We start from the raw sequence: 25,596 nt of genomic DNA on the forward strand, positions 1-25,596 counted from the left end.
ACGCATATGATGCGTCTCTACATTTATTTTATTGTAATAGAGACACATCACATGTGTCTCCCAAATCTCCCAAGTATTGTTTAATTTGCATCATGGCACTATCCGCAAAAGATCAGATCATACCGCAATACTCCTTCCAGGAAATGTTTCCTACAGGCAATGGCATGTTTGAACTGGTTGAAGCCAAAGGGCAGTTCAACAAGCATAAAGCAATGTTCCTGGTACCGCACCGGCGGGATTATTACCAGCTGGGACTGGTTGATGAAGGCGATGGGCGGCATTGGGTCGATTCTACCTTATACCAGCTTGATCCGGATTCTTTTTACTTTTCTACACCGCAGCAGGTGCATATCAAGGAGCAGGCCGAGCCATTCATGGGTGTAAATATTTGCTTTACCCGGGAATTTATTGAACTGGAAAATAACCGGCTGTTCCGGAACCTGCCCATCATTACTAATCCCCAAAACGGTCATGAGCTTAAACTGCAAACTGCCGACCGCGATTTTATACGCCACATTATCGGCCTAATGCTGGAAGAGAAACATCAGCACCAAAGCTGGAAAAATGCGGCTTTACAGGCTTATCTACATAGTCTGCTCATCTATCTTAGTCGCCTTTATGAGCAGCAGTTTATCGCTACCGAGCAAAATACCGACCGGCAATTGCTCCACCGGTTTACCACCTTGATAGCGGAGCACTACCTGCAGTTGCACGAAGTAGCCGCTTATGCGCAGCTGCTGCATATTTCCACAGGGCATTTAACAGCCATTGTGAAGGCTCAAAGCGGCAAAACGCCTATTCGGCATATCCATGAACGGTTAATGGTTGAAGCTAAGCGCCTGCTTTTTCATACCGAACACTCCGTAAAAGAAATTGCCTTTGAGCTGGGTTTTGAAGATGATGCCTACTTTAACCGTTTCTTTAAACGGCTGGAAAATTCAACACCAACGGAGTATCGCAAATCCATCCTCGAAATTTACCGTTAATGCACCGTTTTGTACCATACCCTTTAAACCTTGCGGGATAATTTTGCCGCTACATAAAATATAGAAACATGACAGAACAGGAATTAAATAAAGCGGTAGTAACCCGTTTTCAGCACGAGGTTTTAGAACAAGGCGATTTTAACGCATACCGGGAAATTGTAAGTCCGGATTTTATAAACCATTCCGTCCCGGCAGGTACAGATAACGGTTTCCAGTCTACTTTTGATTTTATAGATCAGGTGGTAAAAAAGGCGTTCCCGGATCTTCGGATAGAGATTAAAACCATGGTAGCCGAAGGCAATAAAGTATTTACCCACAAACTAATGCATGGCACGCATACCGGTGAATTTATGGGAATAAAAGGTAGCGGCAAACAAGTGGTGATACCTATTATGGATATTATTTATTTAAAAGACGGCATCTATACCGATCACTGGGGTATCAGGGATATACAGGATGTGGTAAAAAAGGCGAATTAGGTTTTAACAAGATGCCATGCCGAGTGTTAAAATAGAGCTGTCATGGTGAGCTCCGTCGAACCATGGTGGGCAGGCCTCTGCGCGCGAGTCTTCGACAAGCTCAGACTGACAGGCCTTTTTTTATATCCCTTTGACAAGCTTAAGGTGGCAGACCGATTAATTATCCTCAGAGCCGCCATTTGAATGCCTTGGGATCAACGGCCCGGCTGATGCACAGGATGCCTTCCAGGTGATCGTATTCGTGCTGCAGCAGTTCGGCCAGATCATCTTCCATATGCCATTCCTGCGGCTGCCAGTCTTCATCAAGATATTTGATAGTTAGTTTTTGATGGCGCGCTACTTTCACCAGCAGATTAGGAAAACTCATGCAGTCGTCCCAAAGTTCAAACTTTTCGTCGCTCAATTCAATAAATTCAGGATTAATGAAAACGGTTGGCTGGTCGATATTCATATAGATCAGCCTTTTCATGATCCCTAATTGGGGTGCTGCTATCGCCCTGCCAAAATTGTATTTAGCACGAATCCCCTGCATCACATTTTCCATATCGGCTACCCAGCCAGGCACTAATGGAAGATCGGTTTGCAAAACAGGTTCGCACTTTTCATATAACCTGGGGTCGCCCAGGAGTAACAGGTCGGCTAATGTTTTCATATTATTTAACGGGGCTCACGGCCACGGCTATTTTTGAATCGGCGGTGCCATAATATAGATACCACTTATTGTCAAATATAGCCAAACCCTCCACAAAACAAACCTGGTTTACCTGTCCAGAACGCTCGTATGGTTTTTCGGGCTTCATAAAATAATGATCCAGGCGTTTGATCAGTTTAGTAGGATCATTCTTGTCAAACAAAGCTTGCGATGCAGTATAAGTACCCTCGGCCAGTAATAAGTCACCGAAGGATGGCACATTGCGGCTGTTATAGATCAGCACAATACCCCTATCGGTCAGGATAGCCGGCGGACCAGATTCCACCAGGTCGCTATCGAATTTACCTTCTCGGGTAGGCAGGGCTATTTTGAGTTCGGGCATGTTGAGCGCCTGCGACCGTAATTTTACAGGAGGCTTTTCGCCTGCCTGCATTTTTACAGGCGTCCAGTTAATCAGGTCAGTTGAAGTGGCTGTCCATATCTGGGTATCGCCCCAATACATCCAGTACTTGCCGTTAATTTTGGTGGCGATCACTTTGCCATTTTTCTTATAAGTAGATACGATAGAGCCCGATTTACTCCATTTACCGGCATACTTACCGCTATCAGCTTTGGCAAACACGCTGCCATGCTTTTTCCAGTTGATCAAATCGGTTGAGGTAGCTATCAGCAAACGAGCTGTAGTACCATCAAAAGCGGTGTAGGTCATGTAATAAGTACCATGACCATCCTCTACAACCCGCGGATCTTCGCAGCCACCCTGCCATTCCAGTTTTTGGTAATCGTCCTTATCGGGATATAATACCGGCGTTGGTTTACGCACAAAATGCGTGGCATCTGTACTCACGGCCAGTCCTATACGTGATGTACCCGCGGGTTTGCCGGTACTATCCTGCGCCCGGTAAAGCATCCAGATTTTGCCGCCACGGTTTACGATAGCCGGGTTAAACACATCCTTAACCTCCCACAAAACTTTGGTTTTTAATATAGGGTCGATAAAGCTCCCCCTCCCCGGCCCTAAAACCGGGTTAACACTATCCAACTTGGTGAAAGGTAAAATAGCCCAGTTATCGGCCGTATCCACCTTAACCACGGCTTTCTTTTGGTTACTCTGGCACCCCCCAAGGGTTATGGCAGCAGCAATACATGAAATGACAATAAAATTCAGTTTCATAGATGGTAAGAATCAAGATATTAAAACTAAGAGTCAAGATAGCAAACAAAAAGACTAACCATAAAGTTCTTTGTTTTAATATTAATTACGAAGTCGTTGTGCCTTTGCGTAATTAATATTTGTTTGTCCTGATTCTTGATTCTAATATCTTGTCTCTTTTACAAGGTCACTTTACCACATATGTTTTTTTATCGATGCCGACACCGGTTATCGTTAACGATTTCCAGTTTTTGGGTAGCTTGCTTTTGATTTGCACGATGCCTTCGGGGGTAATATCCAACCCGCCAAAACCCATCAGTAAACTTTGAATAATACCTCCGGCACCAGTCGCGAAATAAGGATTGGTACCACCCTTGGTTTCGGCAATAACCCGGAATGGCGGCAACAGGTTGGGCTCATAAGCATCCTTAAAAAAATGATACGCTTTATCACCATTACCTAAGCGGGCATACAGCAAAGTAAATATACCTTGCGTCATGGCAGGAGTACCTTCGTTAGGCACCCGGGTTTCGTAATATTCCAGGTCTTTTTTAATCTGTGCCGGGTCAGTGATAGTTTTGAGCGGATAAGCCAGCAGGTTTACATCGGCCTGTTTAATGCCTTCACCTTTATAGCTGGCAAATTCTTTGGTAACACCATCGGGAAATTTCAGGATCGGGATATTTTGCTCTACCTGTTGCCAATCGGGGTCGGCAGTGATACCCAATATTTTGGCAGCGGCCGCAGCGGCTTGCAGATTGGCTTTGGCAGCAGCATTGGTATAGGCGTTGTTATCCACATTTTCGGCCCACTCATCGGCAGCTACTACGTCCTTAATATCGTAGTGACCGTCGCCGTTACGTTCTACACGGCTTGCCCAAAAGTCGGCTGTTGCCGATAGTATCGGCCAGCCTTTTTCCTGCAGCCATTGTTTATCCTGGGTAACACAATAGTAGTTCCAGGCGGCCAGGGCTACATCGGCGGTAATATGATGTTCAAACGGCCCGCTCAAGGCCCATACCGGGGTTTCCTCCACGCCGCTATCGGCACTTTCCCAGGGATACATGGCACCTTTGTATCCATGCGAAAAAGCGTTTTGCTTTGCGGCCACTAATCGCTGAAAACGGTATTCGACCAATGACTTGGCAATATCCGGATGCATCACCAACAAAGCCGGGTACATCCACAAATCGGCATCCCAAAAAACGTGACCATTATAACCTAAACCCGACAAACCCATGGGCGATGGCGAATAAGCAGTACCGGCACGCGAAAAGGAATACAGGTGATATAACATGCTGTGTACATCTTGCTGGGCCTGCGCGTCTCCTTCAATTTTGATGTCGCTTTTCCAAAGCTCATCCCAGGCTTGTTCATGGTATTTGATCAGACGGTCTCTGCCTTCCAGTTTGGCAAACATGGTGAGGCGCTCGGCCTGGTTCAGCGGATCGGCATCATGTGCCGAGGTAATAGACGAACCAGCCAAGGCGTATTGATACATTTGCCCTGCGGCGATGGATTTGCTAAACTTCATCAGGTGCATGTTATTATCCCACATCTCGTGAATCACCCTGGGCTCCTGACCATGTTGCTCGTTAAACAAAAACGTGTTAGACGCACAAAGCTGCAGTTTACCCGTCGGGCTTTTAGCGGTTGATGTTAATAGGCTAATGGTTACATGCGGCCTGTCAATTTCGTTATAGTAGTTCTGTACTTCTTTTAATGCATCCGGCGCTTCCATGACACTGGCCGCTGTAATTTTGATGGCTTTTTTTGCCGTGATGCTGATATCCATCAACACCGTAAAAGGCAGCTGCCTTAACGAATAGTAAGTGTATTTAACGGAGGCCACATCACCATAATCAAAAGTGGTGGTGAAAGCGGCATGCTGCATATCCAGCTCCTGTTTAAAGTTGTTAATATTTTTAGCATCAATACGTTTGTCGTTTATCTCCAGGTACATGCTGAGCAGATTAAAACTGTTCAGAAAGTTGCTCACCCGGCCACGACCATACAAATCATACGCCCCTGCAAGCACTACATTTTTCACCTTAAATGGCTCGGGCGACGATACAATGCCGATCATGCCATTGGCCACTGTAATACCATAATAGTTGGCTGGGTCTATCTTATCGGCTTTTATTTTCCAGGCATCCTGAGCTTTTGATATGGTTGTACCTAAACAACAAAAGCCGATCAATAATATGTATATTTTGTTCATATCAATTATTCTATTTAAAACCAAAGTGGTTTGCAAACTGAGCAGGGGCCCCATTGTTTTAACCGTGTTAAAGCACCGGGTAATTAACCTGCATGTTTATAACATCATCGTCGCTGGCAGGAGGCTTATTATCCAAATATCTTTCAAATGGCGCTATTTGTTTTAATAAAGCATGATCTTGCATGTATTTTTCCATGGCTTTATATAATTGTTGCCTGCCGCTGTATTTACCTTTATAATCGCCAACCAGCCATTTCCCTCCTGGCATATGCATAAAGGTAATGTCGCCAGTTGAGTTTAGCTGTTTATTTACGGGGATTCCAACCATTATTTGTAGTGAATCACTCCTCTGCGGATAATAGGCACCAGATAATGCCTGTATCGGTTTAATATTATTTTGGTTAATATAGCTATGCAGCTCCCTGACGGCTTTAACAATTGCCTGGTATTTGTCTTGGGTTGAAATAATTTCTTTTTTAACAACCAGGTAACTTTCAGCAACACTTTTTTCGCTGATGTTGAACCCATAATACTGTTTGGCATCTTCCATAAAACTTTTCAATTGCCGGGGTACATCCAAAATACTTCCCGACGAATCGAATTTTGAAAAAAGCCATTTACCCACATTATTTTTAGTATCAATAATTACGGTGGAGGTATTACTAGCATCTCCGGGAACTACTGTATAAAAACATTCATGATCAAGATAATTTACGGTTCTTATAACTTTAAAAGTATTAGCACTTATACTTTCAACCTTAAAAGTTTGCCCTGGAATATTGATCAAAAAACCAGAGCTATTTGTAGTTGGTTTATATTGTTTAGTAAGGTCAAATCCTTTACGAATATCGGGTTGCCACCGTTTCCAGTTATCCGCTGATGCTAACTGCTGACATACCTCAAAATAATTCGCCCTGATATTAATACTGGCATGTTGTTGAAAAGGTATAAAGGCTGCAAGGATGAGTAAAACGATTACAATAAGTGTTATTTTCATGTTTTAGGAACCACACTGAAATTACAATCTTCAGCGTTTTTTTATAAAAACAATGGAACAGTGTTAAGCTGTTCCATTGTTGTATTAGCATAAATCAAATGTATTAATTAATAACCTGGGTTTTGTTTTAGCAACGGGTTAGTATTAATTTGTGGTTGAGGTATCGGGAACAGGAATGTATGGTTATCAGCTGCGTCCTGGGCTTTTCCCGGAACACGTGCACCTGTAAAATAGGTTTTACCGGTAGCTACTTCAAACCTGATCAGGTCATTCCTTCGCCAGCCTTCCCAGGCAAACTCGCGGCCACGTTCGGCCAGCAGATCGTCAAAAGACAGGCTGGTTAAATTGGCCACACCGGCCCTCGTCCTGATCTTATTTACGTTGGTCAGGGCCCCGTTAAGGTCGCCCAGGTGCAACTGCGCTTCGGCTGCCATCATATAGGCATCAGCTAAACGAAAACGCACACCATCATTACTTGTACCATCACTACCTGTACCTGGTTGTGGTTGATATTTTACACTGCGTGCACCTGCATATTTAAAGCTATCTGCAGGGTTGCTTAATTCATTAACATAAGGGCTTAATACTACCCCAGCTATAGCCGCGCCTGTCGCTGTATATTGCTGACCAACCAACCACATTTTTTTCCGTTTATCAGCATCTGTAAACGTACGGTAAAACGCTGTAGGCGCGCAAAAACCATTATAAGGCTGGGCAGTTAAACCAAATGTTAAATTGTTATTATAATTCAGTGTATACATTTGAATCACGTTACCCTTAATAAGCGGGTAGTTAAATGGGATACAAAATATATTTTCTACTGAACCACGGTTGCTGTAAGTAAAGTTGTCCAGAAAGTTGGGTTGCAAACTATATTTATTGGAGTTGATAACCATATTGGCATAGGTTAAAGCTTTATCCCATTGTGGCGTACCTGTATATACCTGTGCATTTAAATATAATTTGGTAAGCAACATATAACCGGCCCATTGATTAAAGTGGCCATATATAGCTGTATTGCCGGTAGAATTATCCGCTGATAATAAAGGTATGTTCTTCAACAGATCAGCTTCTATGTAGGCATATACAGTGGCCCTTGAAACCGGGGCCAAACTTGCATTGGCATCGTATGATGTGATCAATGGTATATTGCCATAAAGATCGGTCATTAAAAACAGGTAGTAATCACGCAAAACACTTATTTCTGCAGCAATGGCAGCCGCGTTAGACGGTTTATTTTTAAGGCTGTTTAAAATGCTTATGCTAAAATTACATTTAGTTATACCGGCGCTCAGGTCGGTCCAGCCGCCATTATCATTGGAGTTATCTACGGCAACATTGTGTGTCCATAGCTGGGTATGTACACCGCCATCATACCAGTCGTTACCACGTATTGGGATAATCATTTCATCAGTTGAAGCTTCATTCAGCTGAAACACATTTTCTGTTTGCAGCGGTGTTAAAGCAGTATAAGGCGGGGCAACTATACCCGCATTTATTTGCTGGGGGGTTTGATAAAATTGATCAACCGGAACAACGGTATACGTATTTTGAGGAAGTTTTTTACACGATAGCGTTAGCAAACTGCCTGCTGCCAAAAGTAAGGTCAGACTTAATATTTTCTTATTTTTCATCTCTTTAAAATTTGATTTACAAACAGTTATTATTTAAACGAAACTGAGGTACCGAATGTAAAAGTTCTTGTTTTTGGATAATAAGCATAACCGCCATAATCAGCATCAATATAGGATTGATTTCCAGTAGTAACCGACTGACTTCCGGTGCCATTGGAAGCACCTGATGTTGAAACTTCCGGATCAAGACCTCTATATTTGGTTATAACAAACAGGTTGTTTACGGCTACAAATACTCTAAGCGTATTTAACCCTTTAATTTGTTTAAAGGTATAACCCACCGAAGCATTATCCAGTCTTAAATACGATGCGTTTTCCAACCACCTGTCTGATTGGGTTGGAGCGCTTGTAACGCCGTTGGTTAATGCCGTACGGGTAGTGTTTGTTGTAGGTAAGCGTGTAACGGTTTCATAATCTAACAGGGTGTTGTTAAATATCTTTTGCCCGTAAACACCACGCAGGAAGAAACTAAGGCTCCAGTTTTTGTAATTGAAACTGTTATTAATACCATAGTTAAACTTAGGGCTTGGGTCTATATAATGCTTGGGTGGCGACTGACCAGGGTAATCAGCTAACGTTTTACCATCAAACATCTCTACACCTTGCGCATTAACACCGGTGTAATGCGGCAGATAAAATACATAAGGAGCATATCCCGGAACAAAACGAGTTATAGCCGTTGAGCTTAAACCCTGGCCTTGTGCATATCCTACTTCGATAAAGCTTGTTTTTACAGACGTACCATCGGCCAGCGTACCTGATAAATTGGCAATCCTGGTTTTAACAAAGTTAATATTACCTGAGGCTGTCCAGTTAAGGCCATCACCTTTTATGATTTGACCTGTAAGGGCAACTTCCAAACCTTTATTGGTTAAAGCACCTACGTTTGATAAGGTTGTGGAAACAAAGTTTGGAGGTGTAGGTACGCTATTGGCAAATAACAGGTTATTCGTTCTGTCATTATAGTAGTTGATATCGCCTGATAAACGATCATTAAATAACGAAAAATCAAGACCTACATTTCTACCAGTCCTGGTTTCCCACTTTAAGAAAGGGTTAGCATTTTGATTGGGCGAATAACTACCCGGATAAGAGCCGGATCCAGAACCATCATAATACTTTTTACCCGGGGCTACCAGGGCTAAGCTACTGTAATCGCCAATACCATTAGCGTTACCTACCTGGCCATAACCTAACCGTAATTTCAAATCATTTATCCATTCAACATTATTAACCAGATCGCGTTTTAAACGATAAGCTAAATCAAAGGACGGAAAATAACCAGATTGATAATTGGCACCAAACTTACTTGACTGGTCACGGCGTACCGAAGCTGTTGCGTAAAAACGATTATCGTAATTATAATTTACACGACCTAAAAGTGAACTAAGCTGATATTGTTCTTTATAGGAATCAGGTGTAGGGAATATTAATCCTGAACCCAGTGCATTATCTAAGCTTTGCGGAACAAGCAACTGCTGTGCGGCTGCAAAGAAGTAATCATAGTTAAATACGCTATGCTCACCAACCAATGTTACCGATACATTGTGCTTTCCAAAGGCTTTATCATAATTAATGTGTATATCGCCCTTATATGAATTATTGTTATAATTACTATCGGCAGCCATGCTATTACTATTCTGAGCCTTAAAGCTTGGAATAAAGTAATGGGTTTGGACATTGTTACGAGATGTTGATCCTGTAACACCAATTTTTAATTCAGGAAGTATACTGTAATTAATATTGGCATTGATGTTGGTTAAATATTCATTGTGCCTGTTGTAGGTACTTGTTAAATACAGTACGGGATTGTAGGCGTTGTAACCGGCGCCATAATCATTGTATGAACCATCGGCATTTTTGATAGGTATGGTTGGCAATGCATTAAATACATACCCAATAGCGCTGTAGTTTGTTAAACTACGGTTGGTATTCACATTTGATATCCCTAGCTGAATGTCTAACTTATTATCCAGCGCTTTTTGCTCGGCATAAAAACGTAAGCCAAGCTGTTGTTTATTACTATTCAGAATTACACCTTCCTGGTTTTGAAAGTTTAGGGAAGCACGATAATTAAACCCATTGGCCCCACCGGATATTGCCAGGTTATTACTATGTGTTAAGGCAGTACGGGTAATAGCCCGCTGCCAATCGGTATTAACATCATCAGATTCACCCTGTCCTTTTTGTGGATTAGCCTGTGCCTGCGGCGTGGCCAGGTATTCGGCTGTATTTAATAAATCCCAGTATTTGCTTTGTTTGGAAAAGCCCACGTAGCCGTTATAATCAACCTGGGTTTTACCTGCAGTACCTCTTTTAGTGTTAACAATAATAACACCGTTTGCACCACGCGAACCATAAATGGCAGTGGCAGATGCATCTTTCAACACATCATAAGAAGCAATATCCGCCGGTGCAATGTTTTGAAACTGGGTAGGATCGTCAAGCGGAATACCATCTACCACAAATAATGGCGATTGGTTACCAGAGATGGATGTTTGTCCCCTTAAGCGGATAGAGGCCGACTGGTTAGGGTCGCCACCACCCTGGGTAATTACCAAACCAGCCACCTTACCCTGAACCTGGTCAAGCGGATTGATAATGGCTCCCTGGTTAAAATCCTTAGCCGAAATGTTTGACACTGCTCCGGTAAGATCCTTTTTACGTGTTGAACCGTAACCCACACTGATCACTTGTACCTCACTTAAGGCTGTTGCACTGCCTACCAATGCAATGCTTACGTTGGTTTTTCCGGCTATATCAACTTCCTGCTTAGCATAGCCAATAAATGATACTACCAATGTATTATTTGAGGCAGGTAAGGAGAGTTTAAATTCGCCGTTGGCGCTGGTATTTGTACCAATGGTTGAGCCTTTGGCTACGATGGATACACCAGGCATCGGTGTACCATCATGAGAGTCTGTAACCTTGCCGGTTATTACCCTATTTTGTGCCAGTGCAGGCACAGCAAAGAAGCAAAAAATGGCAAGACAGCTTACTTTAAGTAAATTTTTTAGCTGCATAAATTTAGATTTAGTGTTTAATTGGTTTGTTATAAATGTAAACTATTAATTTATCAAATAAAATAACCATAAATGTTATTTTGTATTAATAAATATTAAGTAACTGGCAATTAATTTATTGCGCCAATTACAGTTTCATCATTACGGGGAACTAGAGGTTTTAGTAAGTTTTATATTCATATTCAGGTTAGTTTTAAATTAAAATTACGTCAAAGCCAGATACCCAAAAGCAGGCAAAAGCGCTTCATCCGGTTTATTGCAAAAGATTAATATCCTTTGCTACGTTGGCGGCTTAAAATAAAGCCACACACATGAAAATTTAATTTATTACGGGTTTATATTTATTAATTGGGAGGGGATCATTTATCATGAAAATATTCTAATTATTTTACAGGATATAAGATCACCTCATACAAAGTAATATGCAGATGGGGGTATTACCTATTTTTTTTGTTAAAATATAAATATATATAGCTTTTATTAAATTCAATTAATTGATAATAAGATACTTAAAAAAAAACAACTCTCAAAAAGTATAAATAAAATTTAAGCATTTTTAAGTTCATTTTATGCTCATATTATACTTAAAGCAGCTATTTATGGGTTATATCTTGTTTAATACCTCAATTGCTTTAATAGCCATTATTTTTTGATCAAACTGTTCGCCAGGAAGTATGGATTTTGCCTTGATACGCATTTTATACACGTATATAGTGTTTACAGAATACTCCAAAATATTAGCAATAGTTTCATTATCACTTATGCCCATGCGTATCAGCGCAAATATCCGGAGATCGGTATTCAGCACTTCATGATCACGGGGCCATATCTGGTCTTCCTGTTTAAACAAAGAGTTAAAAACCGTAATAAAATTGGGAAATATTTTCAGGAAGATATGATCGAAAGTATAGAATAATAATTCACGCTCTTTTTTAATATTTATTTCATTAACTGCCAGCTGTATATCGTCATATTTTCTGGCCAGCAGCTTTCTGTCAATATTTCTTTTTAATTTCTCGAGCTTGAGGATATAGCCCGATATCACATTAAAAAAATAGCCGATGTATTCTTCTTTAATGTGTGTATCCTCAATGAGCTTGTCGTTGATGCTTTCCAGCTGCAGATTCTTTTCTTCGATGATCTTTTCTTTTGCTTTTAAGCGCTTGAGCTGATTAAATATGATAAATGCCACCATGAGCACTAACAGAGAAACTGCAGTAATGGATAAGAGATATACCAGGAATTTATTTTTCTCCTTTTCCATTAAAACCAACTTTTGGGCGGCTACTACGGGTAACACCGCGCCTATCTTTATTTTCCGGAGCCGGGCGCCATAATATTCTGCATCATTCATTGCCTGATCAACAAAAGTATAGCCATCTATGATATTACCTGTCCGGTATAGCAAATTGCCCAATTCAAAACTGGCCAGGGTTTCTTTGGTTGACGACCGGATATCATTTATAGCCCCAATGATCAGCAAGTTGGTACGTTCTTGTGTTTGCGAAGTATCACGGTAAAATTGTGAAAGGCCAGTAGCTATCATCGCCCGCTGATGCGTAGTTAATGGGTACTGGTAAAATAAGCGTGTATAATATACCGATGGTTTTTTAATATCGCCTAACCTCACCTGTTTATCGCCCTGATGCCTTAACCACTCGTAGGAGTTTGGTTTACAGAGGGCAATGGTAGAGTCGAGATATTTGAGGGACAAGGAATTATTATACTGACTGTAAAAAACATTATCGTCATAATCGGCAAGATCTGAATGAGCCCGGGCTTTTAGTGAATAGTATTCAATTTTACCATCATTACTTAATAATTGAGTGTTGATACCATTAAAGCAGTCAAATGCTTCTTTGAACATACCCGCTGAGAGCAATATAAAACCCAGTTTAATTTTGCAGTCATTTTGTTTCGGAGCGTCCTTTAGCAAATCACCTATATCCTGCATTTTATGGATGTAAACAAAGGCCGAATCGAACTGGTAAACTTTATACTCTTCGTATATATTGCTGCATAGCCTGTACCGTGTGTTTTGATCAGTTAACGGCGTAGTTGATAATGCAGTTTTGAGTTTTTGTATGCCGGCTTCTTTTTCATCGTCATAATTTTTTTTCCTTGCAAGTTCCCGTTTCAACACGGTCAGCAGGCTATCTGTTTTTGATGACGCGAAGGTGGCCGTATATCCAAAAAGTGCAAGAAATAAAATTAGTATGTAAACTCTCATAGTAAATCGATTAACTGATATGGTGTACTGCAATAGCTTAAAATTTGTCTTAAAAAAACTGGTGTTGTAGTTTACTTACAACACCATTAAAAAGGGGTAATGGTTTAAAAACTGTTATAACTGATCAACCTGGTAGTGATTTAACAGATTAAGCAGTACGCCGTTAGTCCACCCGAAACCATCCTGCAGCGGGTATTCGCCCCCTCCTGCTTTTGATCCTGTATCCAGTACATTATACTTTTCCATTAGCTTTCCGGTAGCATCAAAAACACGAATATTGGTACGGATCCAGGCTTCGGCAATGGAGCGGGCCAGATCATCCTGGCCATAATTCCTTAAACCATCAATAGCCATATATTCTAATGGCGCCCAGGCATTGGGGCTATCCCATTGTTGGCCCGACCGGTTAAATGTGGTTACCAAACCACCCGATTTAAAGAATTTTATCCGCAAGGCTTTAGCCACTATTTTTGCCTGCCGCTCGTCGGCTATCTTAAATTCAAGTGGAAATACCCCCGCCAGGGTCTGATGAGGGGTGATCTTATTCAGTTGCCAGTTATAGTCCATAAACCAGCCGGTGCTTTCGCTCCAGCTATATTTTTGGATAGCTTTTTTGCGTTGCTGAGCTTTGGTCAAATAAACCCGGTAATGACTACCGTCTCCAGCTAATTGATAGGATTGGGCGATGGATAGCTCCAGATGATAAAGCAAACAATTCAGATCAACCGGGATGATACTGGTAGTTTGAATGGTTGCCAGGCTGGCCGTGTTATCAAACCATCGTGTACTGAAATCCCAGCCAGATTCGGCCGCGGCACGTATATTACGGTAAAAATCGCCTGGTTTCTGTTTGGTAGTTTTTGCAGCATCCACGTCTTTTTTATATGATTCCTCACGCGGCTGATCGGAGTCGTCCCAGTAACGGTTCAGTATTTCACCACCTGGCATACGCACCACCATACGGTGAGCCTGGCCTGTTTTCAATTTTTCGGCTCCTTCCATCCAAAAAGCGTATTCTTTTAAAAGTTGTGGCTGATATTTTACCAACACCTTTTCGCCTTTGTCCTTTGCCAGTATATTAAGCATCAGCGAAAAAAACGGCGGTTGGGAGCGTGTCAAGTAATAAGTACGGGTTCCGTTTGGAATGAAGCCATATTTATCAATCATGTAAGCAAAATTGTCGATCATGTTTTCAATGATCTGCGTTTTATGGCTCTCCTGCAAACCAAGCATGGTAAAGTAGGAGTCCCAATAATAAGTTTCGCGAAAACGGCCGCCGGGAACTATAAAATCATGCGGTAAGGGTAATAACGAAGAGTATTTAGAAACCGTATCATGCTTGCGGTAAAGCACCTCCCAAAGGGTATCAATATGTTTGCGTATACCTGCGGTGACATCGCTTTTAAAAACATCATTATGCGTGCCGGGGATAAAAAAATTATCGTTTACAAATTGCTTCAGATCAAAACCCGGTTTACTTTTTTGCGCCTCATAATCTTTCATGATCAAATCGGGATTACGTTTGGGTGTGGCATCAACAAATATCTTGTTATCCGGAAATATGTTGGTAAGCTGCACCGCCTCAAACAAGCCCGGATACAATTGCCGGGGAGTAAGGCTTTGGGAATATGTTAGTAAAAAAACAAATAACAGTACTAATGTTAAAAGTGCTTTTCTCATGCTTCAGTTAATATAAAATGGAAATATGAAGGTAAATAAAAAGCTCAAATTATGTTAAGAGGCGTAAATAATTAACATTTTGGCAGACGAGGGGTCAATTAACAACCCGCTTGTTTAAAAAGCGAAGGTGATTGCTGCAATTACGCTAAGGATTAAAATATTTAACTCCAACCTCACCGGTTCCGTTTTGTACAATTTATTGATTCTGCGGGTCATTACACCGGTTTTTCAAAATGGAGTATGAGCAGTTCGGATTACGTGATGGCCGGTTTATCCCCACTGCCGTTTATGGCGACGGAGGGATATTTGTTATTGAAGAAGGGATATGGCAATCATTTGATGTGCAATGCCGGCTTTTTGATCATGGGAAATTCCTGGTGCTTTGGAAAAAAACATCCAAAGGCTTGAAAATGTTCAGGGGCTCCTTTAGCAGCAATCGCCCCTGGAAATAATGGGAAGCGCTTGTTTGTGACCACAGGTATTGGAAAGTTCAAAATTTTATAAAAAGATGTCATTTCGATAGAGCAGGGGAGGGAAAAGCCCTGGGGCGAAAGAGAAATCTTCTGCAGTATAATATGCTACGAAAGCTTGTCGCAGAAGATTTCTCCTCGTGCCTCGTTCGAAATGACAACTGGTTTAACTCTTCTCAACGTTAGTCACAGCAGAACTCGAGTCAAGTGACTACCTTATGAAACCTGTACTTTATAAGCTCCGGGCTGATAGGTACCAACCTGTGCCGGAAACGCAATATTAAGGCGATTATAACTATTGATAGTAATGATCGCCATAGTAAGGTCTATCAATTCCTGTTCTGAAAAATGCTTACTAGCCTGTTGATACAGCTCGTCAGACACGGGGCCTTCTGCCACTTTGGTTAAGGCCTCGGCCCAGGCCAGCGCGGCACGTTCGCGTTCGGTGTAAAAAGGAGCTTCGCGCCAGGCGCTCAGCAGATACAGGCGTTGTTCGCTTTCGCCTTCGGCTCGCAGGTCTTTGGAGTGCATATCCAAACAAAAAGCGCATCCGTTAATTTGTGATACCCGGAATTCAATTAAATGTAAAGGGGATTTCTCAATCGGTGATTTAGCCAGGTAAATAGCCAAACCATATATAGCTTTCATTGCAACCTGGCCTTTTTGATGTACATTAAGTCGTTTTTCCATTTTTTTTTGATCTCTAATGATTATTGAATATTTGATTTATATTCCAATGATGAATGAGATCTTAGAAATTGGACATTATTCGAAAAAATAAATAAATTTATTTTAACAGCTATGTATTCAGCGGTATCTCGAAGAAAAATGTTGATCCCTTTTCTGGCTCACTATCCAGCCAGAGCTTACCATGATGGCGGGTAATGATCTCTTTACTGATGTACAAACCTATGCCAAGCCCCGATATGTGGGAGGCCAGTTCCTCCACCCGGTAAAAACGGGAGAATATGCGTTCCTGATGCTCCTTCAGGATGCCCATGCCATAATCCTGCACCGCAACCCTAACTTCATTATGCACCACGGAAATGGCCACATTAACCAGCTTCTCATAGGGCGAATATTTAATGGCGTTGGAAAGCAGGTTCACAATAACCTGTTCTATCCGCTGCTTATCGGCCGAAATGATGATCTCCTGCTCCGGTTGTTGCAATACGATCTGGTGGGTTTTGGTCGAATACTGGATCAGTTCAATAGTTTCCTGAACGATCTGTGTGATGTTGAAGTTGCTGAAAGAAAGGGGCAATTGGCCGGTCTCTATTTTAGAAACATCCAACAGATCAGATATCAGTTCCGATAGTTTTTTAACCTGTAGCAGTGCTTTCTGCAAAAAAGGTTTATTACGGTCTGTATCCGGAAGGGAACGGTTCAATATCTGTAAATAACCGCTCAAACTGGTAACCGGCGTTTTTAACTCATGACTGGCCAGACCGATAAATTCTTCTTTTTTATCGTTAAGCTTCCTTATTTCTTCGTATAGCTTGGTGTTATCCAGGGCAATGGCTGCCTGTGTTGCCACCCCCGACACCAGCTGTTCGTGCTCCCTGGTGAATTTAGCCGGCTCGGGATGCCCATAAAACAATCCGCCTATTACCAAGCCCGATTTGGAAATTACCGGCACAGCCAGATAACTAACTACCTGCAAATGACCTTCGGGCATTCCAAAAAACGGACTATTCTGCCCATATCTGGGGTCTTTGGTTATATCGTCTGCGCGTACAATCCTTTCTCCTGTAAATGTAGGGTGGAAGAGGTCCGTGTTCTTGGGTATCCCAAACCGCTCAAAGGCTTCTCTTGGTGCGCCAGACAGGGCAAACAACATATAAGATTCTCCTGCCTCAGTCACGTTATTATAAAAAAATGCTCCAAATGCCGCACCGATCAAACGGGTGGTAGCATCGGTTACTTTTTGCAGGATATCACTCACGTCCATCCGCTCTGAAATAACTTTTCCCAGTGCGTTCAATACCTCCAGATTTTCCGCGTAGCGTAATAACCTGGCTTCAGTTTCTTTTTGATGGGCGTTATTGCGAATGATCTTGGCGGCCCCAATCACCACACCATTAACATCCCTTATAGGAGAAACGGATATAGAAACCGGGATTTCTAAACCAGCTTTTGTTACCCGGAACGTTACATAATGTTCAACCTTTTTGTTACTCCGGATCCTTTCTAAAATAAGATCCTCTTCCTCCAGGCGGTCCTCTGGGATAAGCATGGTAATATGTTTTCCGATAACATCTTTTTCGGTATAACCCAGCAAACGTTCTGCTGCCGGGTTCCAGCTGGTAATAACGCCATCCAGGTTTTTACCGATGATGGCATCATCCGATGACTCAACGATGGCAGCCAGTTTGGCGCTTTTTTCTTCGGCCAGTTTAGCCTGGGTTTGGTCGACAATAGTACCGATAAAGCGTTCAGGCTCTTGTAATTTATTAAAGTAAACTTTTCCTTGTGCCCTTAACCACCTCACCTCCGGACTATCAAAACGAATGATACGATAGGTGATATCATAAATATGATCGCCAAGTGGATCCATGGCCCGCTTCATAGCCAGCTCCAGGACATCCCTGTCGGCCGGGTAAATATGCTCTGTAAACAGTTCAAAGTTTATTTCGGCCTCTGGCGCCATACCGTACAAATGTTTACATTCGTCAGACCAGGTGAGTTCGCCGGTTAGTGGTTTGTAATCCCATGTTCCTAAATTAGCAGAAGCAATAGCCATGCGTAACCTGGCCTCACTCCTTTCGAGTTCGGCCTCACGCTGTTTATACTGTGCAAGCAGCTGTTGTAAATCGGTAAGGTTTTCCATGGTATAGATACAAAACTAAGTTATTGAATTTTGATTCTTGCCAATAAAAACTATAAAAATTGATTATTTTATCATTTTCTGATAAGCTATTTACTTAATATGAAAAGAATTTAGCAAATTACTTAATCAATAAGAAATAATTTCACTTTTCATGAAAAAAGCCGGAAGGACAATTTTCCCGCCGGCTTTCGATCGTTAATAGTTAATTTTTATTATTTGTAATCCGGATTTTGGATCAATACCCCTCCGCTCTTGTCAATTTCTGTTTGAGGCAATGGCCAGTGATAAAACTTATCTTCAAAGTGATAATTGATGAGGCTGGTTTTTACCGCGTTAAGCACCGGCCCCGCAATGTGCCATCTTAACAGATCATAATGACGTAAGCCTTCAAAAGCAAGCTCTATGCGGCGCTCATGCCTTATTCTTTCACGCATCTGGTCTTTAGTATAACCTGCCGGGTATGGCGGCATACTTACACGTGCACGCAGATCGGCCATCGCCTTATAAACGGTAGCATCCGGACCAACAATCTCATTTTGGGCTTCGGCATACATCAGCATCACTTCGCCCAAACGTAATATAACAGCGTCCTGCTGACTCAGCGTAGAGAAGCCATAAGGCATATTGTTAGGCTCCAGGAATTTGATGGTACCATAACCGGTAGGCCTTAAATTTGAGGGATGATAAACTTTTCCCGGACCAAAATTAACGGAATCTGAATACACAGTTTTCGCCAGCCTTGGGTCACGGTTATGAAAAACTCCTTTTTTGGTGGTATCTGTAAGCGGCGATTGCCCGTAAGGTAAGCCATCGGTACATTCAAAAGCATCTACCATGTTTTGCAGTGGGGCGCAGGCATCATAGTCGCCATAGTACAGATCCCAGGGAGTAGTATTGTTTGGCGCCAGGAAGTTAATAGAGAAGATGATCTCTGTGTTATTTTTCTGCGTAGCATCGCGGAATATATCCTCAAAATTGGTACTCAGCTTGTATTGGCCCATTAGGTCAAGGCACAGATCCCTTACCTGCGTAAGTATAGTTGGATCAGGTGTACCGGTGTTGCCAAAGGCGGCAAATAATAATACCCTTGCTTTTAAGGCTTTTGCCGAAGATGCTGCTGCATGGCCCCCATTGGCATAGTAAGCGGCAGTATTCAAATTGGCAATACTGTAATCCAGATCGGTAGTGATCTGGGTCAGAACTTGCGCGGCCGGTACTTTAGGTTGTTTTTGGTTGCTCAGGTTAAGTGGCTGCAACACCATGGGTACATCGCCGTAAATGCTGTATAACTGGAAATAGAAAAAAGCCCTGATGAACCTTATTTCCCCTTCGTACACTTTTCTTTGCGCATCAGAGATGTCCCCTCCCTTGTAATTAGCCAGATTTTGGAGGAATAGATTCCCCCTCGCAATGCCGGTATAACTATCATCATAAATACCGGTTTCGTAACCACCGGTAGTAGGGTTAAAATTACCCTGAACAAAATCTTTAGAACTGCCGGAGTTAAATTGGTTATAGCCGTTATCGGTAAAGCAATCTCTAAAACCTATGCCTACGGCAAACTCCTCCTGTTGTAAAGAGGCATAAACAGAAGCAAGGGCCTCGTCAAAATCGGCTTTTGATTTGTAGAAGGTCGATGTGGCAATCTGATCCGAAGGATTCAGATCAAGTGCCTTTTTACACGCGCCTAAAAACAGCGATGTAATGAGTATGATGGTTATTATAATTCGATTTTTCATGTAGGGCTAATTAAAAAGAAACATTTAAACCAAAGGAATAGATCTTATTTTGCGGGTATTGAACCAGGTCTCCGCTTCCATAACGTTCCGGATCAAGACCTTTGAACTTGGTTATGGTTAATAAATTATCGCCGGCAAAATAAAGCCTCAGCCTGTTAATACCCACTTTTTTAGTAAGCTGTGCAGGAAATGTATATCCAAATACCAGGTTTTTGAGCCTTAAATATGATGCATCCTGCAGGAAGAAAGTAGATGGCCGACTGATCTTATCTGGGGCACCTTGTCCAAAGTAAATTTGCGGCATAGTGGTTGACGGATGTTGAGGGGTCCAGGCATTTAACCAATCGGTAGTTGGCGAAGCGCCTTGTACAAACGGAATAGTCCCCCAGCCAGATACGAATGATTTAACGCCGTAAACGCCCTGCATCATGGCCGATAGGTCAAAGCCTTTGAAACTTGCCCCCAGGTTAAATGAATAATTCAGTTTAGGATAAACACCACCAACTAGCGTACGATCATTCTGGTCAATTTTACCGTCGCCGTTAACGTCCTTATATTTCAGGTCACCCGGCACGGTTGAGTCAGAGAACTGCTTGGGTGAATTGGCCACCTCGGCGGCCGATTGAAATATCCCAACCACCTGCAACATATAAAAGGAGTTCCAGGGCTGCCCGTTTTGATTAATGGTATAGCCGCCAATTTCCGGCTGACCAAATTGCACCAGCTTATTAACATTATGATCAGCATTAACCCCCAAATTATAGGCAAAGCCTGCTAAGGCACCGTCACGTATAACGTTGTTGTAGGTTAAACCAAGCTCAATACCACGGTTGTTCACCACACCATCATTAATAGTAGGGGCGCTTAAGCCCACAGCTGCGGTAACCTGGGCTTGCCTTAAGATATCCGATGTAGTTTTATTGTACCAATCGGCAGTTAAATTAAAGTTTTTGAAAATGGTTATGTCTAGCCCAATATCGGTCATGGTGGTAGTTTCCCATTTAATAGCCGGATTATTCAGATTTTGCTGGGCTACACCCGTAGTAAGGGTAGAGTTATCAAAAGAGTAATTTCCGGTAAAGTTCAATAGGGCCTGGTATGGATAATTAGCACCATACCCATTAATTACAATATTTTGGTTACCCAACTTTCCCCATGAACCTCTTAATTTAAAATTATCCAACCAGGTCAAATTCATGGCTTTTACAAATGGCTCCTCGGTGGCACGCCAGCCTCCTGAAAACGATGGAAATACTCCCCACTTGTTACTACCTGCAAATTTCGAACTTCCGTCATCACGAATATTGCCTTCAAGCAAATAGCGACCTTTATAATCATAATCCACACGGCCAAAGTATGACATTAAAGCCCATTGATTGGAGGTACCAGAAGCATTTTGTATGTCTGAACCACCGGCATTCAGTTCCTGTAAATCCAGATCGGCAAAGTTCTTTCGATAGCCTTGTAAGTATTGATATTTACTTTGCTCAATACTATAGCCAAATTGCGCCTTAATATTATTACCGTGAAAATTATGCGCGTAATTCAAGTAGCTATATAAGTTGGTATATACCGTTTGCTCATCCTGGTCGGTTAAACCTTTGCCCAGGTCCAAATTGGTTTCCAGCTGATTGGTCTTGAAATTGTACTCATCCAGGGTGGCTTTAAAATCCTTGTATTTATCCATGTTAAAGTTCACAGCCCCTTTGGTATACCAGGAAAAATCCTTATTGAATTGCACCTCAAACCATCCCTGTGCATTTACAGCGTAATCATTAGTAACTCTGGTAAAGTTTTGATCCAGTTCGGCTATCGGGTTCTTATTGTTGTATTCAAAATCATAAGCTTTGTAGGTGTAATGCCCGCTGCCATCTGTCAGGTACGGACCATAAGTAGGCGCCTGTGACATGGCCGAAAGAAAAAGATCCATGGACGAACCGTCGCCCTGGCTGGGTGATGAAGGACTGCCTGCTACAGCATCTCTTGTACCCGATTTTAACAATACGTTGGTACCGAATTTAATATGATCATTAATCTTGGAGGTTAAGTTAATACGGGCACTGTATCTTTTATAATCAAAACCCCTTTCAATACCATTTTGATCAACGTAACCTAAGGATACATTGTAGGTGGTTTTGTCAGTACCTCCGCTAAAGGTAAGGTTGTGGTTTTGGGTGGGAGCCGTTCTGAATATCAGGCTCAACCAATCTGTATTAGGGTAATGCAGCTTGTCGGTGCTGTTACGGTACAGATCGATCTGATCCTGCGGGTAAAGCGAGTTAGGGTCAGTAGTGCCGCTGTTGATGCGGGCCTGGTTAAACAACTCCATGTACTGCGCAGAGTTGGTTACCAATTTAAACATTTTGGTTGGACTCGCAAAACCAACATTGCCATCATAGCTAACCGACATTTGCCCGGCTTTACCTTGCTTGGTGGTTATCAATATTACACCATTGGCCGCTCTTGAACCATATATAGATGCCGAAGCCGCATCTTTCAGTACAGACACGTTATCTATATCCGTTGGATTAAGATCGCTAAAATTGCCGGGAACACCATCGATCAATATCAATGGATCGGAACCCGCACCGCTAAAGGTACCATTACCGCGAATACGGATAGATACACTCTCGTTACCGGGTTCACCGGAGCTGGTATTTACCGCTACACCGGGTGCCAGGCCTTCCAGCATAGATGCAGGATTTACCACAGGGCGCTTGTTAAGATCATTACCGCTTACGGTTGACACAGCCCCTGTCAGGTTTACCTTTTTTTGCGTACCGTAGCCTACCACCACAATTTCATTAAGGGCTGATGTTTGTTCCCTTAACACTACATCGATACGGGTTTGGTTGCCCACCACTATCTCCTGCGAAACAAAGCCAACAAAACTGAATACCAGAACGGCATTATTATCATTTACCTCTACCTTATAATTACCATCCAGCCCGGTTTGTGCTCCTGTATTTGTCCCTTTTATTTTTATAGTAACACCAGGCAAGGGTAGCCCTTTTTCGTCTTTTACCTGGCCGGTTATGGTAATAGCCTGCACCGGTTTTCCAGCTACCGGCTTGGGGGTAACCACAATAGTATTGTTATTAACCACGTAGCTAAACGGCTGATCCTGGAAGCACTGCTTTAAAACGTCGCTCAGATCCGCGTTTTGCAGGTGCACATTTACCGGTACCGCTTTTTTAAGCAGTTTAGCATTATAAAACACGCTGAACCCGCTTTGCAGGTGAATTTCCTGCAGGGTTTCGGCCAGCGAGGCGTTATTTTTATCAAGGCTGATCTTTTGTGCAAATGACGTTGCAGCGCTCACTTGCAGTATAGAAACCAGGCACAAAAAAAACGACAATTTCATAATCAGAAATAATTTAGATTTAAGGCAGGGCCATTCCCTGCATCTTATTGCAGCAGATTTTTTATACATTTGAATGTTAGGTTAAATAATTGGTTATGAGAAATATGATCATTAATTGCTACCTGACAGCTATTCAAAGCTTTATACCAGGGGCGCTGCGAACGCTCCTGGTTATAAACAGGTAAAACATTATGGGTAAGGAAAATTTACTTCATAATGATTACCCTCCTTCCCTCTATTTTGTAATGAATGGAGCGGGTAAGCACCATTACATCCAGCAACTCATTTATATTTTTGTATTTGGATATAGTACCGCCAAATTCATTGTTTTTCACGTCCTCATCACGGTATTCCACATCAACATCGTACCAGCGGCCTACTTGCTTCATCACCTCGGTGATATTCAGATCGTGAAATATAAAAAGGCCATTTTTCCAGGCCATGGTTTGCTGTATATCGGCCGGGCTAACTTTAATAGCTGAACCGTTTGTTGCAACATCACCCTGTTGACCAGGCGCCAGCATTACTGCCGAACTGCCGCTGCTCATCCTTACCGATCCTTCCAGCAGTGTAGTAGTTACGTTATTATTATCGGTATAAGCGTTTATATTAAAATGGGTACCCAGCACCTGCACCTTTGTGCCATTGGCTTGTACAATAAAAGGCTTGGCTTTATTTTTTGCCACCTCGAAGTAGGCTTCACCGCTTAGTTCAACCTCACGGCTTACACCGGTAAACGCCTGCGGAAACCTGATGGACGAAGCCGCATTGAGCCAAACCCGTGTACCATCTTCCAGTACTACCTGGTACTGCCCGCCCCTTGGTGTGGTAATGGTATTAAACTCCGGCGTTGCGGCAGGTGCAGCAGCATCGTTTGATTTTGAAAAATGATATACCAGCATACCATTCCCGGTTTTACTTACGGTAACACCGGGTCTGGTTGCCAGCTTGCCGTTTTGGGCATCATCAAGCACAATGCGCGAGCCATTGGCCAAAGTTAAATAGGCTTTGTTGCCGCCGGGTAATATGGGCGGCTGAACTTTATTTGTCAGTTTTACAGTATCAGTTTCGTGATTTTTTTTACGCTGGATAAAAAATACGCCAGCAAACAACACCGCCGCAAGAACCGCGGCCACCTGCAACCAACGATATTTGACAACCTTTCGTTGTGGCAGCTGAACCACTTTGCGGCTATCGCTTAATCGCTGCCATATACGGGCCCTTACATCGTCTTCCTTAAGCACATCATCATCCCAGCCATCTTCGGCCAATATCATTTCATCGCGGTATGCGTCCAGCAGCTTTTTTTCGTCGGCTGTGCATTGTCCGCTCATGTACTTTTCGTACAAAGCAAGGAATTCTTCTTTGGTTATCATTAGGTTGTAATTGCAGGTTTATACCCTGTTAGTGTAAATTTTATATAGACACACACATCAATTTTTAATTTTTTTTTCTTCAGGCTGTTAATTGTGGATTTATTTGGCTGGCTTTTCCTAATTTTATCCAACCAGTTGTATGTACAATCCCCCGATTAATGACCCTGAGCTGTGGCTTGCCATCCGTAATGATGACGAACAAGCTTTTGCTGCGCTTTTTGATCGCTACTGGCTGCGATTGTATAAAACAGCTTTACGTTACCTGAAAGATCGCGAGGCCAGCGAGGAAGCTGTACATGATGTGTTCCTGAATATTTGGAGCCGGAGGCATGGGCTCGAGATCGGATCATTTCCTAATTTTTTATTGACGGCTATCCGCTACCAGGTTTACAACCGGATGCGGGCAGTAAAATCGCCGGTTGTTTTAACCATTTCCGATGCGGAGATCAGCGAGCTGCTGGATCATAACGATGGCGAAAGCCGGATCAAGGATCAGGAGCTGCTGTATGAATTAGGGCGGTACCTGGAACAATTACCCAAACGCTGCCAGGAAATTTTCCAGATGAGCCGTATCGATAACCTTTCTAATCAGGAGATAGCCGGCCGCCTGGGTATTTCTAAGCGTACGGTCGAAAACCAGATCACCATGGCGCTTAAACATCTACGGGGTTGCTTTAAACATGCGTCGGCTATTATTTCATTGTGGTATATTCTTAAATAGGGTTGCCAGCAAAACTCCCCACTTAAATGCGTATATTTGTA

17 protein-coding genes are annotated in these 25,596 nt (G+C 42.4%); 4 read left to right on the forward strand and 13 right to left on the reverse strand.

Annotation, left to right across the window (positions count from 1 at the left end):
• The first annotated feature begins 92 nt into the window (after positions 1-92).
• Positions 93-986, forward strand: coding sequence for a helix-turn-helix domain-containing protein (locus BW976_RS13155; protein WP_076373770.1), 894 nt, complete (start codon positions 93-95; stop codon positions 984-986).
• Positions 987-1,054: 68 nt separating this feature from the next.
• Positions 1,055-1,465 (forward strand): ester cyclase, encoded by a 411-nt coding sequence (locus BW976_RS13160; protein WP_076373771.1) that lies wholly within the window; start codon positions 1,055-1,057, stop codon positions 1,463-1,465.
• A gap of 166 nt (positions 1,466-1,631) precedes the next feature.
• Here BW976_RS13160 and BW976_RS13165 read toward each other — a convergent pair whose 3' ends face one another.
• From BW976_RS13165 to treA, 8 genes are all read right to left on the reverse strand, one after another.
• Positions 1,632-2,117, reverse strand: a complete 486-nt coding sequence (locus BW976_RS13165; protein ID WP_076373772.1) for a peptide deformylase — start codon at positions 2,115-2,117, stop codon at positions 1,632-1,634.
• Between the two features lies 1 nt (position 2,118).
• Positions 2,119-3,291: a glycoside hydrolase family 130 protein gene (locus BW976_RS13170; protein WP_076373773.1), complete on the reverse strand. Its 1,173-nt coding sequence runs from the start codon at positions 3,289-3,291 to the stop codon at positions 2,119-2,121.
• Between the two features lie 166 nt (positions 3,292-3,457).
• Complete coding sequence (locus tag BW976_RS13175; protein WP_076373992.1) at positions 3,458-5,491, reverse strand: kojibiose hydrolase; 2,034 nt, start codon at positions 5,489-5,491, stop codon at positions 3,458-3,460.
• Positions 5,492-5,558: 67 nt separating this feature from the next.
• Complete coding sequence (locus BW976_RS13180) at positions 5,559-6,488, reverse strand: GyrI-like domain-containing protein (RefSeq protein WP_076373774.1); 930 nt, start codon at positions 6,486-6,488, stop codon at positions 5,559-5,561.
• 107 nt (positions 6,489-6,595) lie between these two features.
• Positions 6,596-8,122 (reverse strand): RagB/SusD family nutrient uptake outer membrane protein, encoded by a 1,527-nt coding sequence (locus tag BW976_RS13185; RefSeq protein WP_076373775.1) that lies wholly within the window; start codon positions 8,120-8,122, stop codon positions 6,596-6,598.
• Between the two features lie 29 nt (positions 8,123-8,151).
• Positions 8,152-11,145 carry a SusC/RagA family TonB-linked outer membrane protein gene (locus BW976_RS13190; protein WP_076373776.1) on the reverse strand — a complete coding sequence of 998 codons (2,994 nt, stop codon included), beginning with the start codon at positions 11,143-11,145 and terminating at the stop codon, positions 8,152-8,154.
• A gap of 604 nt (positions 11,146-11,749) precedes the next feature.
• Positions 11,750-13,375 carry a DUF6377 domain-containing protein gene (locus BW976_RS13195; protein ID WP_076373777.1) on the reverse strand — a complete coding sequence of 542 codons (1,626 nt, stop codon included), beginning with the start codon at positions 13,373-13,375 and terminating at the stop codon, positions 11,750-11,752.
• Positions 13,376-13,489: 114 nt separating this feature from the next.
• Positions 13,490-15,055 (reverse strand): alpha,alpha-trehalase TreA, encoded by a 1,566-nt coding sequence (gene treA / locus BW976_RS13200; protein ID WP_076373778.1) that lies wholly within the window; start codon positions 15,053-15,055, stop codon positions 13,490-13,492.
• Positions 15,056-15,288: 233 nt separating this feature from the next.
• Between treA and BW976_RS13205 the strand changes: the two genes are divergently transcribed.
• Positions 15,289-15,507: a hypothetical protein gene (locus tag BW976_RS13205; RefSeq protein ID WP_076373779.1), complete on the forward strand. Its 219-nt coding sequence runs from the start codon at positions 15,289-15,291 to the stop codon at positions 15,505-15,507.
• Positions 15,508-15,741: 234 nt separating this feature from the next.
• On the opposite strand, the gene BW976_RS13210 is transcribed toward BW976_RS13205, so the two are convergent.
• The 5 genes from BW976_RS13210 to BW976_RS13230 all read right to left on the reverse strand — a co-directional run bounded on the left by BW976_RS13210 (position 15,742) and on the right by BW976_RS13230 (position 24,834).
• Positions 15,742-16,215, reverse strand: a complete 474-nt coding sequence (locus tag BW976_RS13210) for a carboxymuconolactone decarboxylase family protein (protein WP_076373780.1) — start codon at positions 16,213-16,215, stop codon at positions 15,742-15,744.
• A gap of 109 nt (positions 16,216-16,324) precedes the next feature.
• Positions 16,325-18,355 (reverse strand): PAS domain S-box protein, encoded by a 2,031-nt coding sequence (locus BW976_RS13215; RefSeq protein WP_076373781.1) that lies wholly within the window; start codon positions 18,353-18,355, stop codon positions 16,325-16,327.
• A 212-nt stretch (positions 18,356-18,567) separates the two neighbouring features.
• Positions 18,568-20,094, reverse strand: coding sequence for a RagB/SusD family nutrient uptake outer membrane protein (locus tag BW976_RS13220; RefSeq protein ID WP_076373782.1), 1,527 nt, complete (start codon positions 20,092-20,094; stop codon positions 18,568-18,570).
• A 10-nt stretch (positions 20,095-20,104) separates the two neighbouring features.
• The gene (locus BW976_RS13225) at positions 20,105-23,458 is read right to left on the reverse strand and encodes a TonB-dependent receptor (protein WP_084192195.1); all 3,354 of its coding nucleotides are present in this window, start codon (positions 23,456-23,458) and stop codon (positions 20,105-20,107) included.
• A 206-nt stretch (positions 23,459-23,664) separates the two neighbouring features.
• The gene (locus BW976_RS13230) at positions 23,665-24,834 is read right to left on the reverse strand and encodes a FecR family protein (protein ID WP_076373783.1); all 1,170 of its coding nucleotides are present in this window, start codon (positions 24,832-24,834) and stop codon (positions 23,665-23,667) included.
• Between the two features lie 139 nt (positions 24,835-24,973).
• Here BW976_RS13230 and BW976_RS13235 point away from each other — a divergent pair, with 139 nt between their 5' ends.
• On the forward strand, positions 24,974-25,555 hold the full coding sequence (locus BW976_RS13235) for an RNA polymerase sigma factor (RefSeq protein WP_076373784.1): 582 nt from the start codon (positions 24,974-24,976) through the stop codon (positions 25,553-25,555).
• The last annotated feature ends 41 nt before the right edge of the window (positions 25,556-25,596 follow it).

The sequence above is a fragment of the Mucilaginibacter lappiensis genome, assembly GCF_900155965.1.
GTDB lineage: Bacteria > Bacteroidota > Bacteroidia > Sphingobacteriales > Sphingobacteriaceae > Mucilaginibacter > Mucilaginibacter lappiensis.

What these genes read in the sequence shown, in the direction of transcription:
- BW976_RS13155 (WP_076373770.1), top strand. Translation starts at nt 93, where the DNA reads ATGGCACTATCCGCAAAAGATCAGATCATACCGCAATACTCCTTCCAG.
- BW976_RS13160 (WP_076373771.1), top strand. Translation starts at nt 1,055, where the DNA reads ATGACAGAACAGGAATTAAATAAAGCGGTAGTAACCCGTTTTCAGCAC.
- BW976_RS13165 (WP_076373772.1), bottom strand. Translation starts at nt 2,117, where the DNA reads ATGAAAACATTAGCCGACCTGTTACTCCTGGGCGACCCCAGGTTATAT.
- BW976_RS13170 (WP_076373773.1), bottom strand. Translation starts at nt 3,291, where the DNA reads ATGAAACTGAATTTTATTGTCATTTCATGTATTGCTGCTGCCATAACC.
- BW976_RS13175 (WP_076373992.1), bottom strand. Translation starts at nt 5,491, where the DNA reads ATGAACAAAATATACATATTATTGATCGGCTTTTGTTGTTTAGGTACA.
- BW976_RS13180 (WP_076373774.1), bottom strand. Translation starts at nt 6,488, where the DNA reads ATGAAAATAACACTTATTGTAATCGTTTTACTCATCCTTGCAGCCTTT.
- BW976_RS13185 (WP_076373775.1), bottom strand. Translation starts at nt 8,122, where the DNA reads ATGAAAAATAAGAAAATATTAAGTCTGACCTTACTTTTGGCAGCAGGC.
- BW976_RS13190 (WP_076373776.1), bottom strand. Translation starts at nt 11,145, where the DNA reads ATGCAGCTAAAAAATTTACTTAAAGTAAGCTGTCTTGCCATTTTTTGC.
- BW976_RS13195 (WP_076373777.1), bottom strand. Translation starts at nt 13,375, where the DNA reads ATGAGAGTTTACATACTAATTTTATTTCTTGCACTTTTTGGATATACG.
- treA (WP_076373778.1), bottom strand. Translation starts at nt 15,055, where the DNA reads ATGAGAAAAGCACTTTTAACATTAGTACTGTTATTTGTTTTTTTACTA.
- BW976_RS13205 (WP_076373779.1), top strand. Translation starts at nt 15,289, where the DNA reads ATGGAGTATGAGCAGTTCGGATTACGTGATGGCCGGTTTATCCCCACT.
- BW976_RS13210 (WP_076373780.1), bottom strand. Translation starts at nt 16,215, where the DNA reads ATGGAAAAACGACTTAATGTACATCAAAAAGGCCAGGTTGCAATGAAA.
- BW976_RS13215 (WP_076373781.1), bottom strand. Translation starts at nt 18,355, where the DNA reads ATGGAAAACCTTACCGATTTACAACAGCTGCTTGCACAGTATAAACAG.
- BW976_RS13220 (WP_076373782.1), bottom strand. Translation starts at nt 20,094, where the DNA reads ATGAAAAATCGAATTATAATAACCATCATACTCATTACATCGCTGTTT.
- BW976_RS13225 (WP_084192195.1), bottom strand. Translation starts at nt 23,458, where the DNA reads ATGAAATTGTCGTTTTTTTTGTGCCTGGTTTCTATACTGCAAGTGAGC.
- BW976_RS13230 (WP_076373783.1), bottom strand. Translation starts at nt 24,834, where the DNA reads ATGATAACCAAAGAAGAATTCCTTGCTTTGTACGAAAAGTACATGAGC.
- BW976_RS13235 (WP_076373784.1), top strand. Translation starts at nt 24,974, where the DNA reads ATGTACAATCCCCCGATTAATGACCCTGAGCTGTGGCTTGCCATCCGT.